The sequence below is a fragment of the Lentzea sp. NPDC051213 genome (genome assembly GCF_044455585.1).
GTDB lineage: Bacteria > Actinomycetota > Actinomycetes > Mycobacteriales > Pseudonocardiaceae > Lentzea.
In genome coordinates this window covers 707,005-729,952 of record NZ_JBITEX010000004.1, presented here as the reverse complement: position 1 = coordinate 729,952, position 22,948 = coordinate 707,005, and the positions used below count along the sequence as shown (strand labels likewise).

At 67.0% G+C, this 22,948-nt stretch carries 20 protein-coding genes; 16 read left to right on the top strand and 4 right to left on the bottom strand.

Features of this window, described 5'->3' with window-relative positions; genetic code table 11:
* Nucleotides 1–11: 11 nt before the first annotated feature.
* Both ACIA8G_RS21665 and ACIA8G_RS21660 read right to left on the bottom strand, forming a co-directional pair.
* A complete protein-coding gene (locus ACIA8G_RS21665; protein WP_396420424.1) occupies nucleotides 12–503 on the bottom strand; it encodes an NUDIX domain-containing protein in 492 nt (163 codons plus the stop codon).
* Nucleotides 491–1,684: a helix-turn-helix domain-containing protein gene (locus ACIA8G_RS21660; protein ID WP_396420423.1), complete on the bottom strand. Its 1,194-nt coding sequence runs from the start codon at nucleotides 1,682–1,684 to the stop codon at nucleotides 491–493. Before ACIA8G_RS21660 ends, ACIA8G_RS21665 begins: the two co-directional genes overlap by 13 nt.
* A gap of 730 nt (nucleotides 1,685–2,414) precedes the next feature.
* Here ACIA8G_RS21660 and ACIA8G_RS21655 point away from each other — a divergent pair.
* From ACIA8G_RS21655 to ACIA8G_RS21635, 5 genes are all read left to right on the top strand, one after another.
* The gene (locus ACIA8G_RS21655; RefSeq protein WP_396420422.1) at nucleotides 2,415–2,783 is read left to right on the top strand and encodes a hypothetical protein; all 369 of its coding nucleotides are present in this window, start codon (nucleotides 2,415–2,417) and stop codon (nucleotides 2,781–2,783) included.
* On the top strand, nucleotides 2,780–2,989 hold the full coding sequence (locus tag ACIA8G_RS21650) for a hypothetical protein (RefSeq protein WP_396420421.1): 210 nt from the start codon (nucleotides 2,780–2,782) through the stop codon (nucleotides 2,987–2,989). Before ACIA8G_RS21655 ends, ACIA8G_RS21650 begins: the two co-directional genes overlap by 4 nt.
* A gap of 406 nt (nucleotides 2,990–3,395) precedes the next feature.
* Nucleotides 3,396–3,878: a hypothetical protein gene (locus ACIA8G_RS21645; RefSeq protein WP_396420420.1), complete on the top strand. Its 483-nt coding sequence runs from the start codon at nucleotides 3,396–3,398 to the stop codon at nucleotides 3,876–3,878.
* A 125-nt stretch (nucleotides 3,879–4,003) separates the two neighbouring features.
* Nucleotides 4,004–4,522, top strand: coding sequence for a helix-turn-helix domain-containing protein (locus tag ACIA8G_RS21640; protein ID WP_396420419.1), 519 nt, complete (start codon nucleotides 4,004–4,006; stop codon nucleotides 4,520–4,522).
* Nucleotides 4,519–4,977, top strand: a complete 459-nt coding sequence (locus ACIA8G_RS21635) for a hypothetical protein (RefSeq protein ID WP_396420417.1) — start codon at nucleotides 4,519–4,521, stop codon at nucleotides 4,975–4,977. The genes ACIA8G_RS21640 and ACIA8G_RS21635 overlap by 4 nt, the downstream gene beginning before the upstream one ends.
* 232 nt (nucleotides 4,978–5,209) lie before the next feature.
* Here the strand turns inward: ACIA8G_RS21635 and ACIA8G_RS21630 are convergent, their stop codons facing one another.
* Nucleotides 5,210–6,601: a helix-turn-helix transcriptional regulator gene (locus tag ACIA8G_RS21630; protein WP_396420416.1), complete on the bottom strand. Its 1,392-nt coding sequence runs from the start codon at nucleotides 6,599–6,601 to the stop codon at nucleotides 5,210–5,212.
* 548 nt (nucleotides 6,602–7,149) lie between these two features.
* On the opposite strand from ACIA8G_RS21630, the gene fxlM reads away from it, so the two are divergent.
* The 6 genes from fxlM (at nucleotide 7,150) to ACIA8G_RS21600 (ending at nucleotide 16,181) form a co-directional block, all read left to right on the top strand.
* Nucleotides 7,150–8,487: a methyltransferase, FxLD system gene (gene fxlM, locus ACIA8G_RS21625; protein WP_396420415.1), complete on the top strand. Its 1,338-nt coding sequence runs from the start codon at nucleotides 7,150–7,152 to the stop codon at nucleotides 8,485–8,487.
* 14 nt (nucleotides 8,488–8,501) lie between these two features.
* Complete coding sequence (locus ACIA8G_RS21620) at nucleotides 8,502–8,702, top strand: FxLD family lanthipeptide (RefSeq protein ID WP_396420413.1); 201 nt, start codon at nucleotides 8,502–8,504, stop codon at nucleotides 8,700–8,702.
* 148 nt (nucleotides 8,703–8,850) lie between these two features.
* Nucleotides 8,851–11,862 (top strand): lantibiotic dehydratase, encoded by a 3,012-nt coding sequence (locus tag ACIA8G_RS21615; protein ID WP_396420411.1) that lies wholly within the window; start codon nucleotides 8,851–8,853, stop codon nucleotides 11,860–11,862.
* Nucleotides 11,863–13,104: a lanthionine synthetase C family protein gene (locus ACIA8G_RS21610; RefSeq protein WP_396420410.1), complete on the top strand. Its 1,242-nt coding sequence runs from the start codon at nucleotides 11,863–11,865 to the stop codon at nucleotides 13,102–13,104.
* The gene (locus ACIA8G_RS21605) at nucleotides 13,086–15,347 is read left to right on the top strand and encodes a thiopeptide-type bacteriocin biosynthesis protein (RefSeq protein WP_396420409.1); all 2,262 of its coding nucleotides are present in this window, start codon (nucleotides 13,086–13,088) and stop codon (nucleotides 15,345–15,347) included. The genes ACIA8G_RS21610 and ACIA8G_RS21605 overlap by 19 nt, the downstream gene beginning before the upstream one ends.
* Before the next feature lie 189 nt (nucleotides 15,348–15,536).
* The gene (locus ACIA8G_RS21600; protein WP_396420408.1) at nucleotides 15,537–16,181 is read left to right on the top strand and encodes an HAD family hydrolase; all 645 of its coding nucleotides are present in this window, start codon (nucleotides 15,537–15,539) and stop codon (nucleotides 16,179–16,181) included.
* A gap of 27 nt (nucleotides 16,182–16,208) precedes the next feature.
* On the opposite strand, the gene ACIA8G_RS21595 is transcribed toward ACIA8G_RS21600, so the two are convergent.
* Nucleotides 16,209–17,489, bottom strand: a complete 1,281-nt coding sequence (locus ACIA8G_RS21595) for a helix-turn-helix domain-containing protein (protein ID WP_396420407.1) — start codon at nucleotides 17,487–17,489, stop codon at nucleotides 16,209–16,211.
* 837 nt (nucleotides 17,490–18,326) lie between these two features.
* Here ACIA8G_RS21595 and ACIA8G_RS21590 point away from each other — a divergent pair.
* The 5 genes from ACIA8G_RS21590 (at nucleotide 18,327) to ACIA8G_RS21570 (ending at nucleotide 22,740) form a co-directional block, all read left to right on the top strand.
* A complete protein-coding gene (locus tag ACIA8G_RS21590; RefSeq protein ID WP_396420406.1) occupies nucleotides 18,327–18,773 on the top strand; it encodes an NUDIX domain-containing protein in 447 nt (148 codons plus the stop codon).
* Between the two features lie 67 nt (nucleotides 18,774–18,840).
* Complete coding sequence (locus ACIA8G_RS21585; RefSeq protein WP_396420405.1) at nucleotides 18,841–19,185, top strand: hypothetical protein; 345 nt, start codon at nucleotides 18,841–18,843, stop codon at nucleotides 19,183–19,185.
* Between the two features lie 11 nt (nucleotides 19,186–19,196).
* Nucleotides 19,197–20,045, top strand: a complete 849-nt coding sequence (locus tag ACIA8G_RS21580; RefSeq protein ID WP_396420404.1) for an inositol monophosphatase family protein — start codon at nucleotides 19,197–19,199, stop codon at nucleotides 20,043–20,045.
* A gap of 273 nt (nucleotides 20,046–20,318) precedes the next feature.
* The gene (locus tag ACIA8G_RS21575; RefSeq protein ID WP_396420403.1) at nucleotides 20,319–20,633 is read left to right on the top strand and encodes a hypothetical protein; all 315 of its coding nucleotides are present in this window, start codon (nucleotides 20,319–20,321) and stop codon (nucleotides 20,631–20,633) included.
* A 67-nt stretch (nucleotides 20,634–20,700) separates the two neighbouring features.
* Nucleotides 20,701–22,740: a hypothetical protein gene (locus ACIA8G_RS21570; protein ID WP_396420402.1), complete on the top strand. Its 2,040-nt coding sequence runs from the start codon at nucleotides 20,701–20,703 to the stop codon at nucleotides 22,738–22,740.
* Nucleotides 22,741–22,948: the final 208 nt, after the last annotated feature.

Below are 22,948 nucleotides of genomic sequence, written 5' to 3'. Positions count from 1 at the left end.
CGGCCGGCTGGTCATTCGGTGTAGTGGGTCGAACCCGTGACCAGTGCTTGCAGCGCACGGCCAAGGCGGCGTGTCATGTCTGGGCGGAGCCTTCGAGCAGCTTCGTCCTGCTCGAGCAAGGCCAACTCGCTGATCTCAGGGTCAATCGGTCGCAGGCTCGCCAACTGATCTTCGGTCAGCGTTCCGCCGTCGAAGATGAACACGAGCTGGTCGTCCCACGGGCCATGGGGGCCAACCCACTCCAGCACGAGAATCCGATCGACGATGACCTTCAAGCCGAGCTCTTCGCGTAGCTCGCGCTCGGCAGCCTTGCGTGGCGGCTCGTTGTTTTCAACCATCCCACCGGGCAGATCCCAGTGATCCTTGTACGTCGGGTTGACCAGCAAGATGCGCCCCCGGTCGTCGCGGATCAGAACGTCCGCCGCGACGCGCTTGCGGGCTTGCTTCGCGTTTCCTTCCGCGAGGTAGGCGAACCGGGCCTCGTCGTCAGTCAGACCGGCCACGTGGCAGTTCGACCTTCCTGCGTGTCGGAGACATGGCTGAGCGCACCCAGGGCCGCCAGGAAGGCAGCCACCTCCGGCACGCTGCGGGCTGAACCCAGGGAGCTACCCAGTTCGTCGAGGCGGTGAAGGACACGGGCGGAGCTCAGCGATGTGGTCAGCCGGCAGACCTCCTGGCCAAGCATTGCAGCCTCGTCGAGGCGCCCCGCGCTCAGCACGACGTTGGCGAGGGTGAGTTGACCAAACGCTCGGCTTCGTACTCGGTCGCCGCACCGGAGCCGGATCACTTCCCTCGCTTGGCGTTCAGCCTCTGCGAACTCGGCCAACTGAAGGAAACACAGGGCGGCTTCGCCCGCGAGGGAGGCATCGTCGAAGTTCGCAATCCAGTCAGCAGCAGATTCGCCGCCAGCTCCCGCCAAGATGCGCTCGGCGGTGTCCAAGGCCTCAGCGCAGCCGATGCGATCCCCACGTAGTGCAAGCGCTCGGGCGCGCATCGAGTGCAGGCGTGCGACGAGCCGCTTGGCACCGTCTGCCTGCAGTGCGTTGTCCAGCCCGGCCGTGGCGATGCGGAGTGCGTCGTCGGCTTGGTCGAGTTCGATCGCGAGGTGAGCCATCGAAGCGCAGGCATTACCTGCCAACGCTTGATTGCTGGCTGCCGTCGCCAACCGGAACGCCCGGTCGAAGTACGTCCTCGCCAGCAGATCATTGCCGCAGTCGTGCGACATCCACCCCGCGATCTCGGTCATCGACGCAGCGGCGGTGAACAGTCCGGTGGCGTGCAGGCCGTCGCCACCGTCGAGTAGGCGCGGCCCGATCTCCTGGCTCAAGTACCGCGCGACGGTCGGATACAAGACGCCACCACCGACACGCCGGTCGGCGGCCTGGAACGCCTGCGCGGCTGCCTGAATCTTCGCCACAACCCCAGGTCCGCGTTGATCCCGCAACGTGAACGGTTCGGTCACCGTAACCGGGACCTGATCTGGACCGAGGAGTTCGGCGAGTTCCTGCGGGGAGAGGGCCAGCGCCTTCGCGAGGTCGGGTTGGTTCCATGGCAGGGGCGTCATGGTGCCGCGTTCCCATCGACCCACAGTGGATCGGTCGCTTCTCAATCGCTCGGCGAGGCTCTCCTGGGTGTATCCCATCGCTGCGCGACGTCGTGCCAAGCCATCTCGTCGCGTCGCCATGCTGGTCCCCGTTCGCTCGCCGACCCCGATATTCCCGCTCGCGTTTGCCCAGGTCAAGCCTATGCATACGGAGATTTTCGTTCGCGCGCACCCCTTCGTTCGCGCGCGAATGCCAGGGGGCACACCTGAAGGTCTGATGTGCCAAGGTTTCCACGAAGGTGGGATTCAGGCATGCTGGCCATAGATAGAATCCGGTCGACCGTTCAGGCTTGTATTTCCGCACCGACGAGGGCTGGCTCAGGCCACGGCCACACGACATCTTGTTCGTCGTGAAACTGCTGTCACTCGTTGTGTTAAACGGCGTCACCCAATTGGCCTGCATGTGGTTGGGGCGGTATTTGTGCAGTTCATACCCAGTGACGCCCCATTCGCGCCGCGTGTCCGCCCCACGCGCGCTCTGGCCTGTTCGGCAGGCTGGTCGTTTAGTTGATCCCTGGGTTCACGGTCGCAACTATCTGCGAACGGGGTCGGCCGTGAGTGCTTTCAGAACGACACCTGTGGACGCAGTGTCAATCCTGGCCGCCTCGGCGCTCACGAGACTGACTGACGCAGGTTAACAAAACGGAATAGGGACTCGCTGAATGCAGGAGTAGATGATGAAGCTCTCCCAGCGATTCGCGGAACGTCGTGTTCCGCGATGCCCATGGACCCAGCTCGCTGTGCCGTTCGTAGTGCAGCCGGTGTGTCGACGGGATTGGATCGAGAACACCGCGACAGGCGGTGACGCACGATGAACGACGGATCATGGTTCGTGGCGTGCCGTGATGTGGCCGGCCGTCAGCGGATCCTGCGTGTTGTCGTGCGCGGCTCCGAGGTCGTCGTCGTAGCTCCTCCTGGGGAGGTTGCGGCGCTCGATCACGACGAAGCCGACCAGTTTCGATCTGCCGTCGCGGACGCCATCACCCTGGCGACCTCACTGGTGGCACGGGCATCTGACGGTGCCGCACGGACCGGCATGGCGAGCCCAGCGGAGCAGTACAACGACGGTGTGCCCCCAGCCGTCGAGGGCGCGCTGCTCTGCTGCCATGTCGCGGCGGGGGCCACAACCCCCGCACCTGGTCCCGCCGCGACCCCAGGCTACGAGGGTGGCCACGAATGATCGGCTTGATCACCGCAATCGCCGCCCTGGTGTTCGTCGTGTGCTTGGCACGCATGGCATTGCGGCGTCGTCAGCGCATGGAATCGGCTCACGTCGGCGTACACCGGCGCGCCGCCAGCCAGCCGCCGATCCCAGCCCTGCAACACGCGATTGCCACAGTTGGAACGCGCGGCCTCAGCATGATCCGAGAGGCCGAGAGCACATGAGGCGGCTTGCACGCTCGCTGCCTGCGGCAACTCTGCTTCGTCGGTTGGGATGGCACCACCTCAAGGTCGCCTGCCGAAATGGCGACGGACAGCGAACGGCAATCCATCTGCGGCGGCGAACCCCTGAGGTCGTCGAAGTAGAACTTCCGGGCGGCCATCTCGCCCACCTGACCAATTTCGAAGCAGGTCGGCTTCGGTCAGCACTACGAGAGGTGCTGCTCGACGAACACCGGTCCCATCAAGCGGGGGCCGCCTAGCTGCATGCACCGTGCGGGACCGATTCCGGCCTCGCCACTCCCTGTTGCCGAATTTCTATCTGCACAAGCTGCGGTGGGGCTGAGCGGGTACACGACGCCTCAGCCCCACCGCCACCACCACCGCCTCCCGACTCAGGAAGGGCTGCCTCATGACTGCTGTCACCGACCGCGAACCCGAACTGGTCGAGGACTCGGCCGTACAACTGTCGCGGCACTACCGCGGCTTGTTCGCCTGGCCGACCACGATCGACACCGCTACCGGGGACGTCCGGCTCCAACTTGGCGACGTCGTCGACGCGTTGTTCATCCGGGCTGGATTCGCGAGCGAGGTCAACCACTTCCTTGTCATGCATGTGCTCCGAGCGCCGATCATCGTGGTGCCCGGACGGCCCGACGACTGGATCTTCTTGACTAAGCCGCGCACTGCCATGCGGACGCCGGTATGGAAGGACCTCGTGGACATCCAGGTCGGGTGGAGGAAACGGGGTGCCGCGATCCCACTGTCCGCACTCGACCGCGAGGGTGACGAGCTGAGGTGGTTTGAACGCCCCCAGCACTACTTAGACCTTCCACTGTGGACGGCGGTCGTCGGTGCAGCCCGTGCGGCTTCGAACCCGTCGGGCCGGTGGTGAGAGATGCCCAACGTTCCTGCGCCCTATCGGCACCCACGCCTCGCGGTCGTGGTCGCCTCCGGAGGCATGGATTCCGCCGTGCTGGCCTACGGGCACGCACCCGGCGACGTACAGAAGGACAAGCAATGAAACCGCCTACGAAGGGCGAACTGGATCGCTTCACACGAACACTGGGAGACGAGCTCCGGACAGCTCGCAAGGGCCTCGGCTGGACCCGCAAGGAGCTACGCAGCAGGATGGGGCGCAGCGAATCAGACGAGCTGTCTCTGCAGACCCTCGCCACCTACGAGCTGGGCACCCGGCGCATCACCGTCGAGCGTCTCCTCGAGATATGCGTGGTGCTCGGCCAACAGCCCGACGAGCTACTTCTTCGGGCGACTAACCGCGCGCTCGTTATCGAGCAACCGCGACACATTCAGGTCGACCTGGCCGCCGTCACCCGCAGCACCGATCCGCGCCTCCAACCGATCAGGAAATGGGCCATCGTGCGCGCCCAGCAACAACAGCATCACCAGCGACTAGACCTACCGGTGGTCGAGGCGCTCGACTCCGGCGCGCTCACAGCTCTCGCGGGTATCACCGGAACCGATGAGTACCAGCTGATCTGCGCGCTGCGTGATCTTGAGGGAGTGGCGACCACATGAAGTACGACAACGAGGCGGCAAACCGAATCTCTGAGTCCACAGGGGATCGTGCGAATGTCGGTGTGAACGGGGAACTAATCGAGACCGGCGCAGCGGAGGGCTGGATCCGCGACCTGCCGGGCAGCCTGCACCGACTTGTCGACCTTGTCGGAGATGTGGACTTGCCCTCGCTGCGTCACGACCTCGTCGACAAGGTTGGTCCCGAAGCAGCTGAGCGGACCTTGGTGGAGGTTCTCGGCGAGCACGTGGTCGGTCTTGCAGTCGACGGGCTCAGTGAGCAGTTCGGTGTCGCACTCAAGGCGTTGGAGAAGGCGAAGGCGTTGACCGAAGAACTGCGATGGACGCACAACGATTATGCACACGGTGAGATGGCCCCGTTATCCGCAACGTTCATCAACGACGCGTACCGATGTGCGTATGCGGCGATGATGCTGTCACCAGACGCCAGCTGCTGATGTATCGGTGGTCGCCGCAATACTGCCCGCGTGCCATCGGATCTGATGGCATGCCCGTACCTCGATGGCGCGAGGCGCGGTCATGACACCGGTTCCGGCATTGGATGGCAAGCACCGCTTGTCGGTGAACAGCAGCCCATCGATCCAGATGGCAACTACGAACGTTCGAGCAGCGCGAAGGTTGCACGACAACGCCTGCAGTACAGCGACTTGTTGCGCGGCAACGCGCTAATTACGAGCCGAGCAGGTGCTGGCGATCCCGCCACGCCAGACGCAGCAGCGTCAAGGAGCTGGCCGATAGCCGGGGTTCGAGTCGGTCGATCGCCTCGCCGGTGAACGGCATGTCGGTTCGGCCGCCCTCGCCGACCACGTGCCCTTCGTCGTTAGTCGCCACCAAGGCGGTGAACAGCCGATCGAAGACCTCGTCGTCCACCACGGCGACGGTGCGTTGGCTCGCGCCCAGGGTGAGGGCGTCCATGACAAGGCCGTAGTGCCAGAGCCGGAATCGGCCGTCGGCGCGAGCTTGGTCGAGGGAGCGGAACGGTTCCTGATGGGCGTAGTCGATGGAGCCGGCCCCAGCTCCGTCGTGTTCGGGGTTGCCGAGGAACTCCTCGGAGTACTCGCGCATGATGTTGCGCCATAGGGAGAAGTCGTTGTGCACGTCGACTGCGGCGAGCGACGAGGGCTGGAACTCCCCGGAAGGCATGACAGTGCACATGCCGCCGCCGTCGGCCACGGCGCGGCCGTCGCGCTGGTGCATCATGAACCGGTGCTCGCCCTGTCGGTCCTTGCGGATGGTCAGGGTGCTGATGCCGGGCGACATCACCAGCCGGGTGGGGTCGAACGGGTCGCCGATCGCCGAACGCAGGGGCAGCGCGCTCCAGTCCGGCACTGACCCACCCGACGCCAGCCAAGCGGCCTTGAACTCGTGGGCGAGGCACTCCTTGATGTCGAACACCTCGAAGAACGTGGTGGTCCCGAAAGTCAGCGCCAACCCGTCCCGCTGGGACACCGCCAGCAGGCGGTAGCTGAGTCGGTTCTCCAGGAGCCGGGGCCGCACGAGGTCCCGCACGGCCCGGCTGTAGCCGGCATAGCGCTCGCCGCGGGCGGTCAGCGGCAACACGTGGTCCACCGGCTCGAGCCTCGACACCGGGTGCTTGGCGTCGGAGAAGCTCAGCCGCACCGAGTCCAGCTCCACGGGCCTGTCCAGCAGCCAATCAGGGCCGGTGAGCACATGACCACCGGGTGCCCGTTTGCTGGCCGGGTACAGCCACGCGGCCAACTCCGCCAGTTCGCGCCCCCGCACACCAGCAGCGCGGCGCACCCGAAGCCAGTCCTCCTGACTCCGCCGCACATGCTCGGCGATCGCAGGACTGAACGCATCCGTCACGTCATCAGTACCAGCGGACGGCGGCGCGGCCCCGGAAAGAAGGTCAGCGAGCTCGTCGGCAGATACCTCCAGCGCCTTCGCGATCTTCGGTCGCATCCACGGTTGAGGATCCTGCGTCCCTCGTTCCCACCGGCCAACCGTGGACAGCTCGACCCCGATCTTGCGGGCGAACGACTCCTGGGTGAAGCCCAGCGCTTCACGCCTCCCCGTCAGCCGCTCTCGCCGGACCGCCATTCCGCCACCCCCACGTCGGATCGTCACCATAGCGGCGCACTATCCATACAGCTCAGAGGCCATGCGACGGAGAACCGCACTCCGGCTGCGGGTTGCGCGGGCCTCCTGGGTGTAGCCCATCGGCTCGCGCCGCGCGGCGAATGCCGCTCGCCGGTCTCCCATGGCCATCACCTTGCCCCGTCGGTCCGCTGCCACGATAACCAGTCACCGGTCAAGTCTGATCACCTGCTCGATGAGCAGCACCCGTTCGGACTACGACCTCGCCAGAGATATTTGCGCAGGTCAGAGCAGGTGACGCCTCATCGTCGCCTCATTGCCGCCGTGTCCACGCCCTGGCCGAGATTGATCAGGACGACTTGACTGAGGCTCACTGCCGCAACGGCTCCGCGGAGGTCAATGCCTCCGGGCTCCGTAACAGGTAGGACTCGCTGATACGAAACGACAAAGCAAGTCGCGGAGAGTGATCAGGCCAGTACAGTACGACGGCTCAGGGTCGGCTCTGACGAAACTGAGAGATCGACGCAAGTCGGGAAACAGCGCATAAGAAGATGTTCACCTTTCCGCTAAGACGTACGACGACAAGGAAGCCCTTAGTGACCGACAGGACGACTCCCAAAGACACGACTAGTGAGGTTGCGAACTCGGATCGCGCCGCGCAACTGCGGAAGCAGGTGGTCGATGACCTCATCGCCGAGGGCACGATCGTCTCGGCGCCGGTCGAGGCGGCGATGCGCAAGGTCCACCGGGAGTTGTTCGCTCCAGGCGGGGACCTGGACGAGATTTACCACTGCTACAACGGTTTCGTCACCAAGCGGGACGCGGAGGGGAACGCGACCAGCTCGATCTCCGCGCCGCAGGTTCAGGCGCACATGTTGGAGCAAGCGGAAATCGCTACCGGCATGAGGATCCTGGAGATCGGCTCTGGCGGCTACAACGCCGCGCTGCTGGCGGAGCTCGTCGGTCCGTCCGGTCAGGTCACCACGGTTGACATCGACAAGGACGTGACCGACCGCGCCGAGCGCCAGCTCGCGGAGGCCGGGTACTCGCAGGTGAATGTCGTCCTCGTCGACGCCGAGGGTGGTGTGCCCGAGTACGCGCCCTACGACCGGATCCTGGTCACGGTAGGTACGTGGGACATCCCGCCTGCCTGGATCGCGCAACTGGCCGAGGGTGGTCGCCTGCTGGTTCCCTTGCAGGTAAGGGGCCTGTCACGCACGCTCGCATTTGAGCGTGCTGACGGGTTCCTGGTCAGCAGGTCGTCGCGGTTGTTCGGCTTCGTGCCGATTCAGGGCGCTGGAGCACACCAGGGCAAGCAGTTGGTGATGCGCGGGGGCGAGGTCACCTTGCGTTTCGACGACGAGTTCCCTGTCGACGCGACCGCGCTGGAGGGTGTGCTCAACACGCCGCGCGTGGAGGTCTGGACCGGGGCGACCATCGGGCGGTTCGAGTTGTGGGCCGACGCGCACATGTGGCTGGCCTCGGCCCTGCCCGGTTTCTGCCGCGTCGTGCTGGACCGGAAGCTCGATACCGGTGTGGTCACTCCACCGGGGCGGCAGGCTGCCGCGTCGGCCGTTGTCGCTGGTGGCAGCTTCGCCTATGTGACGACCCGTCGCGCCGACGAGGAAAACCTCGAGTGGGGTGTTCACGCCTTCGGCCCCGACGCCGGCGACCTCGCAGAGGAGGTAGCCGGGCTGCTCCGGGTCTGGGGCCTGGAGCACCGAGGCGGGCCCGGTCCGCAGTTCCGCGTCTACCCGGTTGGCACCCCCGACGACCAGTTGTCCGAGGGACGTGTCATCGACAAGAAGCACAGCCGGGTCACGATCTCCTGGCCGCAGGCGGCGATTGCCGCAGCAGGTCAGGGTGCCCTGCAACACCCAACCGAGTGAGGAGAGTGGCCTAGATGTCGGAGGTCCGGTTTTCGGGCGGCGCGACCGCGCTGGCCGAACGGCCAGCCGAGGAGGACGACGAGTTCGCACTGGATGTGCGGGTCGTCGTGGCCTACGGCCCGGTCATGGGGGACTGCCCCACTGACGATGGCTGCGGCAACACCTGCGCGGGCGACGCCAGTAGCTGCGGTTCGTTCGCAGACGACCCGTCCTGACGGCTGCTGCTGCCGGTGCTGCTGCGCACCGGCAGCAGCAGGGGCCCAGTAAGAGCTCCGAGGGAGACACGTGGCCGCCACATCGTCATCACCGGCACATCGATGGTCCGGCGCGGCACTACTGCGTGCCAGCACTGATCCAGGCGGATTGGACCTGCCCACGACGCTGGACTTGCTCGGCGAGGACGCCGCGAAGCGTGGTCAGACGTGGTTGTCGCAGGTGTGGCAGCGCGAGGACGTTCGCGCCGCTGTCGTTCATGCCAGCCCCGCTTTGTCCCGGCAGATCGACGACCTGCTGTCCGCCCCGAGCCGCGATGCTCGGACGGTCCACCGGGCCGTGCTCTCGCTGGCGTCCTACCTGGTGCGCTGGCAACAGCGCCCCACCCCGTTCGGTCTGTTCGCCGGGGTCGGCATGGCCCGGATCGGGGCCGGGGCCAAGGTGCGGTGGGGCCGCGAGCACTCAGTGGCCGTCCGAGCGGACGCGAGCTGGCTCGGCGATATTCTCACCCGCCTGCACCAGTGCCGAGGGCTCCTGGACCGGCTGCCCGTGGTCGTCAACGACGCCGGGACTGTGCGAGGCGACCGATTCGTAGCACCAGGGTCACCACCAGACGGAGCTGCCCCAGCGTTGGCCCCGGTCGAGGTGTCCGTGCGCCACAGTCGCCCGGTTCGCGCCGCACTGGAAGCCGCCCGTGCACCCGTACATTTTGCCGAGCTGCGCGCACTGCTCCTGCGCCAGTTCGCCGCTGCCAGCGAGCAGCAGATCGACCGCTTGCTCCGGGGTCTGCTCGATGAAGGGTTGCTGATCAGCAGCCTGTGGGCGCCGATGACGTGTCTGGACGCGCTCGGCCACGCGTGCGCGGTGTTGAAGGCCGCCGACGCCCTCACCATCGCCGAGATCGAGGACACTGTGCGCGAACTGTCCGCGATTCACCGGGAACTCTCCGCCGGCGGATCAGCTGTGGCACCGACGTCGGCTGTGACCGATCGGATGAGGGCGTTGAGCGACGCCGCGAAGGTGCCGCTGGTCGTCGACACGATCTTGGATTGTGACGTTCAGATACCCGAACAGGTGGCTCAAGAAGCCGCTGACGCCGTCCGCGTCCTGCTTCGCCTTTCCCCGTATGCGTTCGGCTATCCAGCGTGGCGCGACTACCACACACGGTTTCGTGCTCGCTACGGGACCGGCGCGCTCGTTCCGGTGCTGGAGCTGATCGCCGACAGCGGGCTCGGGCTTCCGGCCGAGTATCTCGGCTCAGCACATGGGCGCGCGGCGCGCCAGGTCAGCGAACGCGACGAGAAGCTCTTGGCGTTGATCCAGCGGGCCACAGTCGACGGCAGCGGTGAAATCGTGCTGACTGATCAGGTGATCGAGGACCTGACGGCCGGCGATCGTGCGGATCTGGTGCATCTTCCTCCTCGTGTCGAAGTAGCCGTGGAGGTCCGGGCGGAGTCGGTCGAGGCGCTGGCCCGTGGGCGCTTCGGATTGGCTGTGACCGGAACGCCCCGACCCGGCAGCAGCATGGCCGGTCGCCACGCCTACCTGCTGCCCAACGAAGGCCAGGACCTCCTCGCGGGTACCTACACCGCGGCCGGGCCGGGCACGATCACCGCCCAACTGTCCTTTGCCCCGCGCAGGCGCCGCAATGAGAACGTGGCCCGCACCGGGCAACTGCTGCCGCACGTGATCCCCGTGGCCGAGTACCGCGAACCGGACGAGCACCTGATCTCGTTGGCGGACCTCGCGATCACCACGGACGAGAGCCGGTTCCACCTCATCGAGTTGTCCACCGGTCGGCGGGTCGAGCCGCGGGTCACCCACGCCCTGGAGGCGGGGGTTCAGACCCCGCCGTTGGCGAGGTTCCTCGCCGAGATCACCACCGCACGGTCCGCGGTCTACAAGGCGTTCCACTTCGGCACCGCCGCCCAACTCCCGTACCTTCCCCGGATTCGATACCGGCGAACCACTCTGTCCCCAGCCCGGTGGCTGCTCGCCTCTGGTGACCTTCCGGGCCGTGACGCCTCGATGACCGAGTGGGAGGCTGGGCTGGACTCCTGGCGGGCCAGGTGGCGCGTACCCGAGCACGTCGCGATGGTCGACCACGACCGACGGCAACCGGTGGACCTCGGTCACCCGCTTCACCGACTCCTGCTGCGCACCCGCCTGGAGCGCGCCGACCGCCTCGAACTCCGCGAAACGTCGGCCCCCGAGGACCTCGCCTGGCTGGGCCGCGCCCATGAGGTGCTCATCCCCCTGGTTCTGGACGCCCCCTCGCCCGAAATCCCCTTGTCCGTCGCGAGTGCGGCCCGCGCCGTCACTCGGACCACGAACCACCTTCCAGGGGATTCCACGATCCTCTGCGCACAGATCTACGGACATCCGGCACGCTTCGACGAGATCCTGACCGAGCGCGTGCCGGACTTGATCGGCACCTTCGGCGACGACCCATCGTCCTGGTGGTTCCGCCGCCATCGCCAGATGCGCCGCCCCGAGGTCGACCAGTACCTCGCCGTATACCTGCGCCTGCCCGAAGCATCCGCGTACGGCTCGGCCGCCCAAAGGGTCGCCACGTGGGCGGACAGCCTGCACCGAGGCCAGCTGCTGTCACACCTCGCGCTCGCCACCCACGAACCCCAGACCGGACGCTACGGCCACGGTTCCGCGCTGGACCGCGCACAGGACGTCTTCGCCGCCGACTCGGTCGCAGCACTCGCCCAGATCAGCGCTGCTGTCAAGGCCGGGTTGCGTCCACAGGCTCTGGCCGCGGCCAGCCTGGTGGACCTCACCGTGCGCTTCGCGGGAACCGCCCACGAGGGCCTGGGCTGGCTGATCCGTGAATTTCGGCAAGAACACGGACGGGTCGATCCGGCTCTGCGCGACCAAGCGTTGGAGCTGGCTGATCCCGACGGCACGTGGACGACATTGCGTTCCCTGCCCGGCGGAGAGCACGTCGTGGCCGCGTGGCAGGCGCGTGCCGAGGCGCTGACCGCCTATCGGGAAGACCTGGCGCGACAGCGAGACCCCCTGACCGTCCTGGGATCACTGCTGCACCTGCACCACATTCGCGCTGTCGGCGTCGACCCGGCCATCGAGCGGGTCACCGGCCGGCTCGCGCGGGCCTGCGCGTTGCGCCACACCGCCCGCCCCGGAGCACGCTAAGTGGCCGCCCCGACGAACTCCACCACCATCCTCGCGGAAGCCGCCGAGCGCTACGCCGAGCAGCTTGGACTGCCGGGGCCGCCTCCCGAGAACGAGCCCTGGGTGCCCCAGTCACTCACGAAGGGCGCCGCCGGGATCGCGTTGCTGCACATCGAACGCGCTCACACCGGGACCGGGACGTGGCGGCAAGCCCATCGCTGGATCGTGAACGCGGTGGCCGGTCAGGTCAGCGCGACGGACACCACGGGCCTGTACCTGGGTGCGCCGGCGGTCACGCTCATGCTCGACGCCGCTGCGGCGGGCGCCACCGGCCGCTACCGCGATGCCCTCGCGGACGTCGACGTGCACGTGGCCGCGCTCGTGCACCGGCGAGTCGAGGCCGCGATAGCGCGTATCAGCGCAGGCGAACTTCCTGGGTTCCGCGAATACGACGTGTTCTTCGGCCTGAGCGGTCTCGGCGCGCTGCTGCTGCGCCGCGACCCCGGCGGCAGCGCGACGGAGCGGGTCCTGGACTACCTCGTCGCGCTGACCCGGCCAGTCCAGATCGAGAGCCAGGTACTGCCTGGGTGGTGGGTCGGTCACGATCCGCACCGCCGATCCTCTGCCGCCTACCGCCACGGCCACGGCAACCTGGGCGCGGCACACGGGGTCGCCGGCCCTCTGGCGTTGCTGAGCCAGGCGATGCGGCGCGGGATCACCGTGGACGGGCACCGCGAGGCGATCGCCACGATTTGCGGATGGCTCGACGCCTGGCAACAGGACGGCGAGGCCGGACCGTGGTGGCCGGAATGGATCACTCTGGCCGACCTGCGCAGCGGTCGCCCCAGGCAGCCTGGACCGATTCGCCCCAGTTGGTGCTACGGCACGCCGGGGATCGCTCGTGCCGGGCAGTTGGCCGGAATCGCCACTGGCGACGCGCGCCTGCAGCAGGGGTACGAACAAGCGCTGACCCGGTGCCTCGACGACCCAGCGCAGCAGGCCCGAGTCACCGACCTTGGGCTGTGCCACGGCTGGGCCGGGGTCTATCAGACCGTGTGGCGGGCCACCCAAGACAGCCGTACCCCGGCGCTCGCCGACCACCTGCCGCGTTTGGCCGAGAACCTGATCCCTCACACGCGATCCGGCGCCACGGCCGGACGAGGGCTTCTTGAAGGCGAAGCAGGAACCGCCCTCGCCCTGCACACGGCCGCGCACAACGTCACGCCGATCTCCGGATGGGACGCATGTCTGCTAATCGACTAGCCCAGCACGCCTCGACAGAAACAACCCGCGCGGTAGACGAGTCTGTCGTCGCGCGCAACACCGAGCGCGCCGTGCTCACCGTGTTGACCGGGACACCGCCAGCCGAGGCCGCTCTCGCCGAGGAACTCGACTCGGCCGACCTCGCCGAGGCCGCCGAGGTCTACCGTCGCGCCGGACAGCAGGCCCTCGAACAACAGATCGCCTCCGGCTGGTGGCAGCTCTACGTCCAGTTCACCGACTGGCACGACGCAGAACGCGCCGTCGCCGATCACCTCGCGCCGCTGATCCACAGTGCCGAAGACGAGGGCGTGATCACCGCGTGGTGGTTCATGCGCAAACACCCGTGTTGGCGGCTGCGCCTGCAACCAGGACCGGCCGGGCACACCATGAAACACCGCTTCGGGACGGCACTCGACGAACTCGCCGCCAACGGCCGGATCTCCGGGTGGTGGCCAGGCATCTACGAGGCGGAGACCCCGGCGTTCGGCGGGCAAGCGGGCATGGATCTCGCCCATGAACTGTTCTGCGCCGACAGCCGCGCCGTCGTGAACCTCATCCGCGACGGCGGAGTCGGGCTGGGCCGCCGCGAGCTGTCCCTGCTGTTGTGCACCACGCTGATGCGCGCCGCCGGACTGGAGTGGTACGAGCAAGGCGATGTCTGGCACCGAGTCGCACAGGAACGGCGCCTCCCCGCTGACGTCCCGGTCTCGAAGGTGACCGCGATGGCAGGCGACCTCAAGCAGTTGATGCTCGCCGACGTCTCGTCGGACGGGCCGCTGCTGGGCACGAACGGCCCCTTGGCCTCCGCCGCCGAGTGGGCGGAGGCCTTCCGCCAGGCCGGCCGAACCCTGGGGTCCGCCGCTCGCAGGGGAACGCTGCGGCGGGGACTGCGCGAGGTCGTGAGCTATCTGGTGATCTTTCACTGGAACCGCCTGGGGCTACCCGCGAGGACGCAGAGCATCCTCGCCTGGGCGGCTCGCTCCGCCATCCTGGACGCCCCCGCCCCCGCCCCTGCCGCGACCACCGGGCCACCGGCTTCACCACTTGCGGGCCCGGCACAGCAGGTGACTCCCACCCCTGCAGCCGAGGCCGCCGCAGACTTGGCGATGAGGAGGTTCCCGCTGGTACTTCAGGGCCGCCGTCGCTGCGCCGACCTGGAAGCACGGGTGCGCGAAGTACGCGAGTTCGCTGATACCTGCCAGAACCCCGCCGAACCCGAGGACCGGATCGACCGGGCCTGTTCAGTCTGGAACCTGGCAGCGTTGGTCGCCGCCGACTGCGGCATGCCCGACCTCGCCGTCGAGCTGTGCGAGCGACAGTTTCAGATCTTCCACGCCGCCTGGCCCGTATCCGGTCGCACGGCCATCGCCTCGCTCCAGCCACTGGTCAACCTCGCCCGCCTCACCACCCGGGCAGGCGATCCCGAAGGCGCCTACCGTGCCCTTCACGCGATCGACCAGGCCGCCCGCCACGGCGGCAACGCCACGATCCACGGCACGTCGGTCCCCTTCGACGAGTTCATCGCCGCCGACGGCGATCGATCCAAGCTCGATCCCTGGCTACAGGTACTGCTGCGCGAGGACGGCACCCGAGCTCTGACCGCCGCGGGCAAATGGACAGAGGCCACAGAACACGCGGAACAACACGACGAAGCCGAAGAGTTGCTCCGTGAATCCCGCCAGACGCGCGTCATCGCGTACGTATCCAGCGGACGAGTCGACGACGCACTTAGGCTCATCGACGCCAGCGTGATGACCGAGCCGCGGGAGTACGCTCTGGCGGCTTGCCTTCGCAGCTACGCGCATCTCAAGGGCGGATGCCTGAGCGTCGATGACCTTACCGCCACGCTCGCTGCGGTCAGGCTCGCCCGGAAGCCCTCCGACGGGTCAACGACCCTGTTCCGTATTCGACTCGGCCTCACTGCGCTGGACCTTTGTGTGGAGGCGCAGCAAGTCGAAGCGGGCCCCCTGTGCGCCGAGCTGATCGAGGACGCCGAACGCTCCACCGACGCCTACGCCGCCCGTGAAGTAGTGAACCACCCGATATGCCGCACGAAAATGACAGCAGACCAGGCCGAAACATTGAAGGGTCTGATGGATCGAGCTGGCCTCGACGCCGGATCAATCCCGAAGTCACTGCTGGGCGCCCTCATGGCCTCCGTCGAGACCGCTGGAACCGTTCTGGCACAGACTTTGGGCGCGCCAACACCGTCCTCTGCGACGTGCGGGTTCTCGCGATCATGACCACTGTGCAGGAGTGCTCATCGGTTCAGGATGGCAGCCCGGATGCGCTTGTGAGCGCAGGTTGCGGTGGGTCGGTGTCGCCGGATATCGCGGTCGCCTGATCTCCGCAGTACGTCCTGATCGGCGGCTGCGCTGCCGGGAAGGTTCCCTCTGTCGCGCGGTGCCCGTGGATGACGTAGGAGTAAGGACATGGTGACCGCGGTGGTGTTCGACGTGGGCGAGACGTTGCTGGACGACTCGCGAGAGTGGGCCGCGTGGGCTGACTGGATCGGCGTCCCACGCCACACCTTCTCCACGGTGCTCGGCGCGGTCACCGCAGCGGGCCGCGACAACGCCGAGACTTTCGAATACTTCAAACCGGGCTTCGACCTCGGTCGCGAGCGACAGTTGCGAGAGGACGCCGGCCGAGGCGAGCGCATCGAGGAAACCGACCTGTATCCCGATGTCCGCCCCGGCCTGGCTCGATTGCGTGAACGAGGGTTGTGGGTCGGCGTCGCGGGAAACCAGACCTCCCGCGCGGCCGAGCTACTGCGCGGGCTGGAGTTACCGGTCGAGCGGATCGCAACCTCGGGCGAGTGGGGCGTGGCCAAGCCCTCCCTCGAGTTCTTCGCCCGCGTCATTGACATGGTGCCCGACAGCGCGGGCCACACCGTCTACGTCGGCGACCATCGGGACAACGACGTGGTCGCGGCCAAGGCGGCGGGATTGCGGACCGCGCTGATCCGGCGCGGCCCCTGGGGGTACTTGTGGGCCGATGACCCGCTCGTGCGTCGCGACGCCGACTGGGTCATCGACTCCCTGCACGAGCTGCCGGACCTGCTCGTCCCCAACTGATCGGGCTCCTTGCCGGAGGGACGGCAGTCAGCGCGCGCGGGCCCAGGCGGCGAGGTCGAGCAGCCCCGAGCTCGGCGCGCTGTGGGTGCGCAGCAGAGCAGACAGCGACTGACGGACCTGTGGATGGGTACGGGCGTGCTCGGGGGCGGCCCGGCGCGCGGCCTGCAGGCAGACGTAGGCGTCCTGGCGGTGACCGAGGTCGAGCTGGGCGCGGGCCAGATCGATGTAGTAGTGCGAGCGGCGCTCGGCGGGGAGCTCCGGCGGCGGGGCCCAGTCCGCAGCGCGCTGGACGCCGCGCGGATCCCGCAGTTCGACGGCGACGGCGAGTTCGTGGATGCGCAGCGACGAGGGACCGAACGCTGTGCCCCGGTAGACGCCCTCAGAGACCGCGTGTGCAGCGCGGCGGGCTTCGCGCAGGTGGTCGCTGGCGGCGTCGGCTTTGCCAGCCCGGCCGGCGACGACTGCGGCCCGCATGTGCAGTGCCCCCAGGGCTGCCGCCGCGGTCGCCGACAGCGCGCCGCGCGTGGGGACCTGATCGGCGGCGAGGTCGAGGGCGCGAGCGGCGGTATCCAGATCGCCGGTGGCGAAGAAGGCCTCGGTTCGCACGTATGCCACGGTGGCCTGCAGCAGCGGGTCCTCGGCGACCTGAGCTGCTGAGCGCATGAGGTCGATCAGTCTCGCGGACAGGTCGAGGTAGCCGAACTTGAAAGCCACGCCGTCGGCCGCGCGCAACGCCAAGGTCAGCAGGGACGCGGCCTGGCGCCGCCCGATGGCATCGCCGAGTTGGCCGGCGCGGGCGATTTCGGGGATGAGGGAGGGCAGGCGACGGGCGAGGTCGACGTAGCGGGACTGCAGGCGGTCGTCGCTGGCACGAACGATGTCGAGGCGCAGATCGGCCAGGGATCTGGTGGGCCCGTCGTCAGGTAGGTCGAGGCTGTCGAGGGCACGGCGCAGACGCGGGATGGCGGCGTGGATCACGTCCAGGTCGGGCGCGATCGAGCTCTCGCCATCTTCGGGCGGTTGCCACGACACTGCCGGGCCCGTCACCAGGAGGGTGCCATCGGGCTTGTCCTGTAGAGACAACGAGGACGGACGAAGTGTGCGGTGAAGCAGGTCATCGAGTTCGTCGAGTGAGACCTGCAGCGCTGCTGCCAGCGCGCGGCGCTGCCAGGGCTGCGGTGATTGGACGCCGCGCTCCCAACGCCCGACGGTGCTGCGTTCGACGCCTAGCTTCGCGGCGAGTTTCTCCTGGCTGTAGCCAGCGGACAGTCGGGCCCCGAACAAGGGGGTGGACGACCGTCCTGCCATCGCGCGTTCTCTCCTTCTGATACCGCCATCGCACACAGTACTCGCTCGTTTCCGCAGCGTATGGGCGGTGCTGCCTTATCAGTGCCTCCTCGTCGCCGCATCACACTGGTCGGGCGAACACAGAGCCGGGTGACACGCTGGCGTCTTGTACGTAGCCGGGCGATCCATCAGGAGGCGATGGCCGCCCATGCGCAGGTAGAGGTGCATGCCGCCTCCTAGACGCCTCTTGCATGCCACATCGCCGCTCTGGTGGTCGGCACGCCGGACACCGTTGACTGGGCGTGGTCCGCGATGAGCGACCCGACCGTCCATCGCGGACCACAAGCAGCGGAACGACGTCTGTCTCAACCGCACCACGATGCTGGCCGCCGATGACCTGCGGATCGGCGCTCCGTGGTGTCGTGGGGGTCTTCGGCTCCCGCGAACACCACATGACGTTGTTGAACCGGCGCGCAAGTGCCGTTCGCAACTCCGGGATCGGTGACTCCAACAAGGACGGTAGCTGCGGACGCAACTACGCAAGATCCAGAAGAGATGTTCGCCGCTTCAAGCCCAGACGGTCACGATCGGGCGAATCAACCGCACCGACACCAGGTCGCCCAGCGGTGTTCACGCTGCTCGGCAACGCCGACGCCCCATTCGCGCCCCATCGTCGCCGCACGCACGCTCTGGATATTGATGATCACGGGTCGTTGACTGAACAGGGCAGCGGCGGACGGTGCGCATCAACCTAGGTGTTCGCCGCCGCCCACAACGGAAGACCAACTTCGCGACACCGTTGGGTTGCGTCAGCCTCCTTCGCCACAACGCCCACGACCCCCGGACCGGTGATCCACGATGAGCAAAGGCAACACCTCCCCACTCGTCGCGGTATACGCCCTCATCGGGAAGGACGTCCGTCTACTCCTGATCGAGGATCGCGCGCGGAACGCCGACGTGCTGCCCGGCGGAGTTGTGCGCGCGGGAGAACCCATCGAGCACGCCCTCAGGAGATCGCTGCACGATCAGCTCGGCGTAACCGTCGCGCAGGCGGACTTCTGTGCTGTCATTGAGCACGGCACCGCTGATGCCGCGCACGATCCCGAGTCCGAGTTGGCCTTCGTGTTCGACGTGACTCTGAGCGACGTCGACCAGCTGCAGCTCGTCGCCGCCGACCCGCGTCCGTTCCGTTGGGCCGGCGAACACGACCTCGAACCTTTGCGTCCCGAGGCCATCAGGGACCGTCTGCGTGCGGGCAAGTTGTTGGCTGACGCCCAATGGGCGTGGTGGCCGTGGAAATCATGAGCGGCATTTCGGGGCAGCGCCAGCGGGCCAGGAACCGTCACGCTCGAACAGTTGAGGTGATCACCTCGTGAACGCAGCAGAGCTGTCGGCTGCCCTCGTGGAATTCCCGGACCTGCAAAGGCTCATCGACCTCCGCGATGTCGGCTGGATTTTCCTTCCGACCATTGTGGACGATCAGGTTGTCGAGGTGCACGCCGTACGCACTTGGCCAGAGGGGTGGGCCGACGCCCTTCGCGTCCGATACACCACCGATGCGCGCGGCGTGCGAACCGACTACAGCGGAGGCATCACCTGGCAACAGGACGGCACGCTGGGGGAGATCATCGACGAGCTCATCGCCTTGCCTGCTCCCAACGAACGGCTCGCGCCGCGCCTCGTCGTCGGGCGCGCCTCGCTGCCGCAGATCGCGTAGCGCCAAGTCCAATGCCGATCGAGGAAACACCCGCGATGCCCACGCTTGATCTAGACCGTGCGCTGCCCGCCGCACAGCGTGCGATCGACCTGGCTGTGCAATACGTTCTGCACCACCAACCGACTCGCATCAGCACCAAGGGCGACCGCGACCTGGTGACGAACATCGACCCAGCCATCGAGAAGCTCATTCGAGACCTGTTGCACAACTGGGATCCCCAGATTGGTTTCCTCGGCGAGGAACACGGCGCCTTCGGCGACCAGAACACTTACTGGGTCCTTGATCCGATCGACGGCACGATCAACTACGCCCACGGCAGTCCCCTGTTCGCGATCGCCCTGGCACTCGTTCACGAACACCAGCCCATACTGGGGATCACCGCCCTCCCGTTCCTCGGAGCCCGCTATTGGGCGGTCCAGGGGCAAGGCGCTTACCGCGACGGCGACCGCATCTCCGTCTCGACCACCTCCGAACTGCACGAGGCCGTCATCGGGATGTGCGACTACGGCAGCGGTCCGAACGCCGAAGTCCGCGACCGGTTGTGCGCCGACCTGGACCACCGGCTCACCGGCCGAGCACAAGGAGTGCGTCGGCTCGGAACGACCGCGCTGGAACTGGTGTGGGTCGCCGACGGCACCCTGGACGCCAGCGTCCTGTTCGGCAACCGGACCTGGGACACCGCCTCCGGCGCGATCATCGCCCGCGAAGCTGGTGCGCTTGTCCTCGATGTCGATGGCCAGCCGCATACCACCCTGTCCGGCAGCGTCCTTGCCACCACACCTGCCCTGGCGGACGTGATCCTTCCGATGATGGAAGTAGCTCGCGACACGCTTTACTGGCCCCAGCCAGGTATCTCCTAACATGCAGGTCGCACGGCCTGACCTGTCGGCGCCGGATCAACGGATTGGTGGACTACGGCGCCACGCCGCACCGCCTGCTGGCCGAACTACGCGCCAGGCACCGAGCGGCCCCATTGACCTGGTCGCCAACGCGAAGGCTGATCGAACACTTGTGCGAATGAGTGGCGGCTTGCCGTTATGACTCCGGGGCTCCCAGCCGCTGTGCCGGATGATCATGGTGTTGGCATGTGCCCGACTCGAATACATGTTCGAGCGACGCTACGATCCTCGGTCATGGCGACTGGCTCGACCGACGACCTCGACGGAACGCGGCAGCCCGGCAGCAGGGCGCGCTACAGGACAATCGCGCACGGAGCGCATGTCGTGGTCGTTCCCGCCTGTTGCCCGAACGGACTGCACGTGCTGACCGGCACTGGCTACCGCGTCTACGAGACTGGCCACACGCTGCGCGTCAGCTGCCAGCAATGCACCCAACTTGGCCGACCTGACCATAGCTGGACCTTCGCGACCAACGGCCAGAGGGCAGCATCCGCGGAGTTCGACGACGAACCCTATGCGGAACTCCTGAAGGACCTGGCCCGACGATGACTGCCTACGCGGCGTCCTCCCAGTCAGCGGTCAACTCCACACTGTCCTAAAAGCAGGAACCTCCACCATGCAGATCCACCTTCTTGACGACCTCACCGGCCACGAGCGAAAAGTCGTCGACTCCGCGCGGCGAGGTTCCGAGTGTGCGTGCAGTGACTTATCGGTGGACGACCTCGCCGGCAACACGGACCCTGAGCTCTCTATCCGGGCGGAGGTGATCCGCGAACTACTGCTCGGGCGTCGCGGCGAACTCGATCCACGTGGCATCCGTGTGCGCGGAGCACAGATCGTCGGCGATCTGGACCTCAGCTACGTCTACGCCGTCGTGGGCCTGGAGTTGGTCGAATGCGTTATCACTGAAAGAGTCACTGCCGAATGGGCAAGGTTGCCTCGGCTGGTCTTGCGCGGGTCCGTCATCACGATGATGCACGCCGACGGCCTCCGTACCGAAGGCGAACTCGTCCTGGAACACGTACGGTCGAGCGGAACCAGCGAACGCGGCACGATCCGTCTAATGGACGCGCACATCGGCGGCGAACTTGACTGTGACGACGCGGAGATCACCAACGACTCCGGTCCAGCACTGAGCGCCGACCGGCTTCAGGTCGGGAGTAACCTGTCGGCCCGGCGGTTGCGAGCGAGCGGGGTTGGCGAAAACGGCGCGCTCCGTCTGTTGGACGCCCACGTCGGCGGACAGTTCAGCTGCAACGACGCAAAGCTTGTCAACGACTCTGGCCCCTCCCTGATAACCGAACGCATTCGGGTCGACGGCAGCCTCTGGCTCGAGCGGGTACAAGCAAAAGGGGCCGGCAGGAACGGCGCGATGCGTCTGCTGGGTGCTCACGTCGGCGGCCAATTCGGCTGCGACCGCACGGAAATCACCAATCACTCTGGCCCTGCTCTCGTAGCCGATGGACTCCACGTCGACAAGGACCTGTTCATCCTGCGAACGCGGGCGGACGCGGCTGGCGAGGACGGCGCGATCCGAATATCGGGTGCCCACGTCGGCGGCCAGCTCGGCTGCGACCGCACGGAAATCACCAATCACTCTGGCCCTGCTCTCGTAGCCGATGGACTCCACGTCGACAAGGACCTGTTCCTGCGGCAGATACGGGCGCGCGGCATGGGGAAGCGCGGCGTTGTCCGCCTGATTGGTGCACACGTCGGAGGCTATCTGGCCTGCGATGACGCGGAGATCACCAACGACTGTGGCCCCGCGCTGTACGCCGACCGCTTGCAGGTCGAGGGCAACCTATCTCTCCAACGGATGCACGCAAATGGGACGGGCGCACTTGGCACGATCCGACTGCTGAACGCCCGCATCGGCGGCCAGTTCAACTGCGACGGAACCAACGTGCAGAACCCGTCCGGAATCGCACTCACCGTCCAGGGTGCTGGTGTAGGTGCAGAGGTAGTCCTACCGGCGACCGTGATCTGCCCCGAACCGCGCTCGTGCAGCTCATACGCGCACACTCGCCACATCGACCTCGACGGCTTCACGTTCCGTGCACTGGGACATGTCAACTGGACGCAATGGCTGCACCTGGTCCGCCACCACACCCAGGACTATCGACCGCAGCCCTACCAGCAACTCGCCGCAGCCGAACGCTCCGCAGGCCATGACGGCAACGCACGACGCATTCTCATAGACCAGCAAGACGACCTTCGTAACCGCGCACCCCGCGATCTGGGCAATCGGTTCTTCCAACTCGCCCACTGCCTATGGGGCAGGTTGACGGGATACGGGTATCGGGCTCGCCGCACTGCCCTGGCACTGCTGCTGGCCTTGGCCGCCGCCGGAACCGTCGGCTACGTCGCTGGCCAGGTCGACACCCGCCCAGGCCACCACGCCGCCGAACGCGCCGCCCCACCAGGTATTCCCACCACGGCTGGCGCGGCGTGCTCTACCGTCGAACTCGTCGGCCTCGGCTTGGACCGTGGATTGCCCTTGGGCCCCACCGGGCTCCGCGGGAGCTGCGCCCCGGACACCACGACCAGACGGGGACAGGGCTTCGCGATCGTCATCTGGATCATCCAGGCCATCGTCTGGGCCCTGGCCGTCCTCGCCCTGGCTGGCTACACCAGCCTCATCCGCAAACCAGCCTGACTCGACATCTCCCCACGAACCGGCGCCATTCCCACACGGTCAATGGTCAGTTCCAAAACCGGTCTACAACCCTGTCACCAGCAAACTGGGCCTGCACCTGCTTGCTACAGCCGAGTTCAGCCATCTTCCCCCTGCCGTCGGTCGCTCAGAGCGAGCCCTCCATGACGGACGGTCGACAACGGGGGTTGAGGCGGTGCAACGACCAGAC

What these genes read in the sequence shown, in the direction of transcription:
- ACIA8G_RS21660 (WP_396420423.1), bottom strand. Translation starts at nt 1,684, where the DNA reads ATGGCGACGCGACGAGATGGCTTGGCACGACGTCGCGCAGCGATGGGA.
- ACIA8G_RS21655 (WP_396420422.1), top strand. Translation starts at nt 2,415, where the DNA reads ATGAACGACGGATCATGGTTCGTGGCGTGCCGTGATGTGGCCGGCCGT.
- ACIA8G_RS21650 (WP_396420421.1), top strand. Translation starts at nt 2,780, where the DNA reads ATGATCGGCTTGATCACCGCAATCGCCGCCCTGGTGTTCGTCGTGTGC.
- ACIA8G_RS21645 (WP_396420420.1), top strand. Translation starts at nt 3,396, where the DNA reads ATGACTGCTGTCACCGACCGCGAACCCGAACTGGTCGAGGACTCGGCC.
- ACIA8G_RS21640 (WP_396420419.1), top strand. Translation starts at nt 4,004, where the DNA reads ATGAAACCGCCTACGAAGGGCGAACTGGATCGCTTCACACGAACACTG.
- ACIA8G_RS21635 (WP_396420417.1), top strand. Translation starts at nt 4,519, where the DNA reads ATGAAGTACGACAACGAGGCGGCAAACCGAATCTCTGAGTCCACAGGG.
- ACIA8G_RS21630 (WP_396420416.1), bottom strand. Translation starts at nt 6,601, where the DNA reads ATGGCGGTCCGGCGAGAGCGGCTGACGGGGAGGCGTGAAGCGCTGGGC.
- fxlM (WP_396420415.1), top strand. Translation starts at nt 7,150, where the DNA reads ATGTTCACCTTTCCGCTAAGACGTACGACGACAAGGAAGCCCTTAGTG.
- ACIA8G_RS21620 (WP_396420413.1), top strand. Translation starts at nt 8,502, where the DNA reads ATGTCGGAGGTCCGGTTTTCGGGCGGCGCGACCGCGCTGGCCGAACGG.
- ACIA8G_RS21605 (WP_396420409.1), top strand. Translation starts at nt 13,086, where the DNA reads ATGTCTGCTAATCGACTAGCCCAGCACGCCTCGACAGAAACAACCCGC.
- ACIA8G_RS21600 (WP_396420408.1), top strand. Translation starts at nt 15,537, where the DNA reads ATGGTGACCGCGGTGGTGTTCGACGTGGGCGAGACGTTGCTGGACGAC.
- ACIA8G_RS21595 (WP_396420407.1), bottom strand. Translation starts at nt 17,489, where the DNA reads ATGGCAGGACGGTCGTCCACCCCCTTGTTCGGGGCCCGACTGTCCGCT.
- ACIA8G_RS21590 (WP_396420406.1), top strand. Translation starts at nt 18,327, where the DNA reads ATGAGCAAAGGCAACACCTCCCCACTCGTCGCGGTATACGCCCTCATC.
- ACIA8G_RS21580 (WP_396420404.1), top strand. Translation starts at nt 19,197, where the DNA reads ATGCCGATCGAGGAAACACCCGCGATGCCCACGCTTGATCTAGACCGT.
- ACIA8G_RS21575 (WP_396420403.1), top strand. Translation starts at nt 20,319, where the DNA reads ATGGCGACTGGCTCGACCGACGACCTCGACGGAACGCGGCAGCCCGGC.
- ACIA8G_RS21570 (WP_396420402.1), top strand. Translation starts at nt 20,701, where the DNA reads ATGCAGATCCACCTTCTTGACGACCTCACCGGCCACGAGCGAAAAGTC.